Below are 4,447 nucleotides of genomic sequence, written 5' to 3' on the forward strand. Positions count from 1 at the left end.
TCGCTTTCCCCAACGAKSAGTGCAGTCTTCAAGATTTTCTACCTACGCATCCAAGAGCTCTATAAAAAATGGAAGGGTCGTCACGTCGCAAACTGGGCGATGGTCCGGAACCAGCTGCTCATGGACGACAGGATGTCTCAGCTTATGCAGCAATACGATGTTGCTTATTGAATCGATTTACACAAAACTCTTGACACACCCAATTATCGGAGAAATTTGCAGAAGCATATTACGGAAAATATGGAGAATGGCCGGATAGCTATGCAGCTTTGGGATATGATTCTCTTATGATGACTGCCGAAGCTATCAAAAGAAGTAAGTCCGGTGATCCTCGAAGTGTTGCGGTAGAATTAGGAAAAACTATTGATTTTGAGGGAGTAACGGGTAAAATAAGCCTGGATACTAATCATGATGCGATAAAGAATGTTTTTGTACTCACCTTTCAGAAAGGAAAGCCGGTGCTGTTGGAAAAAAGGCCGACAGGCGAGCTGTAGTTTTTTTTATACTACAAGTACGAATAAATAGCATGACTTATTTATATTCTCAATATATTTACAAGTGAGAATATAAATGATAATATATAGGTAATGAACAGGCTGATTTTCAGCCGGGCGCAAGCAACAGGTTAGAATAACTTGTGGGTCTCATATATACTACGGTTCCACAGGTTATTTTTTTGTTATAGTTTCTTGCTGTAACGCCATGTCCTGTGGTTTTATCGTGGAAAGTTCAATCATTTCAATATGATATAAGGAGCGATAAGTATGTCACAGAATGAAAATCAACTAAAACATCGTACGGCACGGTTATCTGTTATCAGCAACGGCCTTCTGGTTGCCGGCAAGCTGGCGGTTGGGATTTCTACCGGAACAGTCAGTATTATATCTGAAGGGATTCACTCCGGGGTGGATTTGTTGGCCTCGGTTATCGCATGCCTTGCAGTAAAAAAGGCTGCAGCACCGCCGGATGCCGATCATGATTACGGGCATGGCAAGGTAGAAAATGTATCGGCGGCATTCGAATCATTGCTTATTATTGTTGCGGCTTTCTTAATTTTTTATGAGGCTATCAGTAAATTTTTGACGCCGCAGGAGCCGCAGGAGAATCTCTATCTGGCAATCGGTATCATGGCCGTTTCCAGTCTGATTAACGCTGTCGTATCCCAGCGCTTGTACAGTGTCGGCAAACAAACCAAATCGGAAGCCTTGAAGGCAGATGGCATGCACCTGCGTGCTGACGTATGGACTTCCGCGGCGGTCATGATCGGCGTTGCACTGATTCAGATTACGGGCTGGACATGGGTTGATCCGATGATTGCCTGTATGGTTGCCGGCGGGATTCTTCGTGTGGGCTATAAAATGTGCCGCCAGAGTTATGATGAATTGACGGACGCGTCTTTAAGTGAAATTGAAGAACGGCGCATTGGGCGAATTATTCTGGATAATCCCGGCGTGATGGGATATCATCATCTGCGTACACGTATCGTTGGCGAAACGACGGTCATGGATTTTCATCTGGAAGTGGATAGAAAACTGCCAGTATATCAGGCTCACGCTATTTCTGATGCCGTGGAAATTTCCCTGCATCATCAGTATGGTCCGTGTGACCCGACTATTCATATCGAACCGAAATAATGAAAGAATTCCTATATTATGGACAAAAACGGCTCCGAGATACTCGCATGTACCTTCGGAGCCGTTGTATATTTAAATGCAATAAGAGATGTAGTGCTCCATGGACTGCCGGCGTGTTTTCCAATCCGGCATAAGATGTGTTAAAAGTGCATAAAACGAAGTGGAATGATTTGGATGAATAAGATGGCAAAGCTCGTGGAGGACTACTTGATCAATGCAGGTCTCTGGCATAACGGCTAAATATGTGTTTAATGTCAGACTCTGTTTATATGGCATACAGGAGCCCCAACGGGATTTCATAATGCGCTGATGAAATGCCGGCATAGATACTCCATATGGAGCAATGAGTCTGTGCATACGCTGCAAGCTCTGCGGAAAGAGTATTGCTGCTTCGGCAGCAAGAAAACGGCGGTATAAGCGCAGTCCGCTGGTACTGTCATCAGCAGGTGCTGTCATGTACAATATATCATTTTTAATCCACATACGGCTTGGTTTGCCAGGAAAAACTGCTAAGGTAACTGTTTTGCCGGCAATACAGAGTGCGGAACCATCGACAAGCACGCATTGACGATGGGCCTGGCCATAGTGACGGATTTGTTTTAGGGAACGCAGGATAAAATTTCTTTGATCTATTAGAAAAGCGTCAATGCGGTTTTGTGGAATATGAGGATTGGCTGATACGTAAATCGTTTCATTGCTGCGAATTCGCAGATTAATATTTTTTACGGCTTTTCGTTCCAATTCATAGGAAATGACATAAGACCCAATGTCAAGCTGCCGTTTGGTGATTTTTTTCATAAATAACCTCCTGATTATGCTATCTCTATTATCTATGATGTGTCCTTATGGAGCAACCTTTTTTTTGTTTTCATACAGAGAAGGCAGTGTCTATGGTATAATATATACGTATGATGTAAGGGTTACAAGAAAGGATAATTGCCATGCTTGATTTTACCGCTATTGATTTTGAAACCGCCAATAAATATGCCAACAGCGCCTGCTCTTTGGCGGCTGTTACTATGCACGATGATATTTGTACGGACGAAGCATACACTCTTATTAAGCCTCCCTTTATGGTATTTTCTCCCGATAATATCCGGATCCATGGCATTACGCCGGAGCAGGTGGAGCAAAAGCCGCATTTTGATGTTCTGTGGGAAGAAATTCGACCACGCATTGCAGGAAGAATTATTGTGGCTCACTATGCGGTATTTGATACACGAGTTCTGCGCAGTCTTTTAAAAACCTATCAGTTAAAAACGCCGGATGTGTCCTATGCTTGCACAGTAGAAATTTCCCGTACGGTGACTGCTCAAAAAGCTTGACGCCTGCCTTAGTTGTCACATACTGCTTACACAGATATTGCGTCCCCGGGCGAGAATGGATCCAGCAACGTTGATTCTCACGGGTGAATGCTCATTCGCGAGGTGCAGTCAGCCATTAAGATCAGGATAATCCCTGTTCACCCTTCTATCCTTAGCCGGAAAGGTGGTGTTTTGTTTGAAGAAGGCGGATCTTCTTTCTACTCTTTTTGTTGGGGTTGACATTGGCTCCCGCAGCCATGTTGTAGTACTCCTGGATTTTGAATCTCAGAAACCATTACAACGCTTCAAAGTAGCCAATAATCAGCCCGGCGCCGTGGAACTGGCCCAACGATTGGCGATCGCTCTCCCATCCCGTTCGGACCTTTCCAGATTAATTATCGCGTTGGAATCGACTTCCTTTTATGGAATCCACATTGCCAACTACTTATCCTCCTGTGACGTCCTGGCTCCGTTCCACACCTTCGTGTATTGTTTGAATCCGAAGGTCATCCGGAACTATAAAAAGTCCTTCATCGACCTGATCATAGAGTGCCTTTTGAAATAGGTGGTGATCCGGAAGATATGATGGATACATCATATTTCATGTTACTATCTCCCAGCGCAAATAGGGCGAAAAGCTGGGCATGTGAGCATTGCAAAAATTGGACCATAAAAGATATTGATATGTGTAGACATTGCTACTATGCAAACCCCGAAAATTATGAGCATGTTGCCGGAAATGAAACCAGAAGGGTAGATCTTGAATTTGATGGAAAGGATATCAATATTTACAATTCGATAAAGAAAAATTCCGTAGAAAAGGGAGTTTCGATTCAAGAAGCTTTTAAGGAATATTTCAGAAAGAAAAAATAATGTTCTATTAACAAATGAAGACGGGATATGGGAGTGATTTTATTGGATACTAATTGGTTGCCCGGCTGTTTAGCTCATTTAAATCAACCTTATATAAAATCAACAGAAAAATATGTTGTTATAGGTGAAGTAACATCTAAACCTTACAATGGGTATGAAGGGGAAAAGCGGATATATACTGCCTTAGTTCCTTTGGATCGGGTACAAGCAGTATTAAATCATCTAGGCGGCATCGGGTATGAAGTAGACTCAAGAGGTCCCCGCCCTACGATAGAACCAGGAGAAACATTTAAATCGGATTTCTGGGTACGTGGTACTGACAATGAAGAACATTTTGAACCATTGGTTGTTGGTTGGAATTATAATAATAACACTGTTATGATGCCAGATAATGGTTTACTCATGTGTTATGGTTTATGCCCCGGGAGTGTAAAATAGTTTGTGTAAATCGGTATTGCATGAATCTACTTTATGCCCCATACTGGGGTAAACAAAGATAAGGACGGTAACAGAATGGCAAAGTGTAAAACTCCACCAACTACCCCAGGCGAGCAGATTGCTCAGCAAATCCTCAACAACTACGACATCAAGAGCGCGGAAGACGTACAGGACGTCCTGAAGCAGCATTTTGGTCCC

General features: G+C 43.1%; 6 protein-coding genes and 1 pseudogene. 6 read left to right on the forward strand and 1 reads right to left on the reverse strand.

Features of this window, described 5'->3' with window-relative positions; translation table 11 throughout:
• Positions 1-215 precede the first annotated feature (215 nt).
• A pseudogene (locus NM10_RS08830) lies at positions 216-494 on the forward strand (ABC transporter substrate-binding protein); the annotation flags it as partial.
• A gap of 270 nt (positions 495-764) precedes the next feature.
• The gene (locus tag NM10_RS08835; RefSeq protein ID WP_020311237.1) at positions 765-1,634 is read left to right on the forward strand and encodes a cation diffusion facilitator family transporter; all 870 of its coding nucleotides are present in this window, start codon (positions 765-767) and stop codon (positions 1,632-1,634) included.
• A gap of 72 nt (positions 1,635-1,706) precedes the next feature.
• Here NM10_RS08835 and NM10_RS08840 read toward each other — a convergent pair whose 3' ends face one another.
• Entirely contained in the window at positions 1,707-2,432 is a 726-nt protein-coding gene (locus tag NM10_RS08840; RefSeq protein ID WP_020311238.1) for a M48 family metallopeptidase, read from the reverse strand.
• Positions 2,433-2,575: 143 nt separating this feature from the next.
• On the opposite strand from NM10_RS08840, the gene NM10_RS08845 reads away from it, so the two are divergent.
• The 4 genes from NM10_RS08845 (at position 2,576) to NM10_RS13820 (ending at position 4,249) form a co-directional block, all read left to right on the forward strand.
• Entirely contained in the window at positions 2,576-2,959 is a 384-nt protein-coding gene (locus NM10_RS08845; RefSeq protein WP_020311239.1) for an exonuclease domain-containing protein, read from the forward strand.
• Positions 2,960-3,134: 175 nt separating this feature from the next.
• Positions 3,135-3,503, forward strand: coding sequence for an IS110 family transposase (locus NM10_RS08850; protein WP_020311240.1), 369 nt, complete (start codon positions 3,135-3,137; stop codon positions 3,501-3,503).
• A gap of 17 nt (positions 3,504-3,520) precedes the next feature.
• Positions 3,521-3,811: a hypothetical protein gene (locus tag NM10_RS08855; RefSeq protein ID WP_020311241.1), complete on the forward strand. Its 291-nt coding sequence runs from the start codon at positions 3,521-3,523 to the stop codon at positions 3,809-3,811.
• 27 nt (positions 3,812-3,838) lie between these two features.
• Positions 3,839-4,249: a hypothetical protein gene (locus NM10_RS13820; protein WP_147675865.1), complete on the forward strand. Its 411-nt coding sequence runs from the start codon at positions 3,839-3,841 to the stop codon at positions 4,247-4,249.
• Positions 4,250-4,447 lie beyond the last annotated feature (198 nt).

Source organism: Megasphaera sp. NM10, assembly GCF_000417505.1.
Lineage (GTDB): Bacteria > Bacillota > Negativicutes > Veillonellales > Megasphaeraceae > Megasphaera > Megasphaera intestinihominis.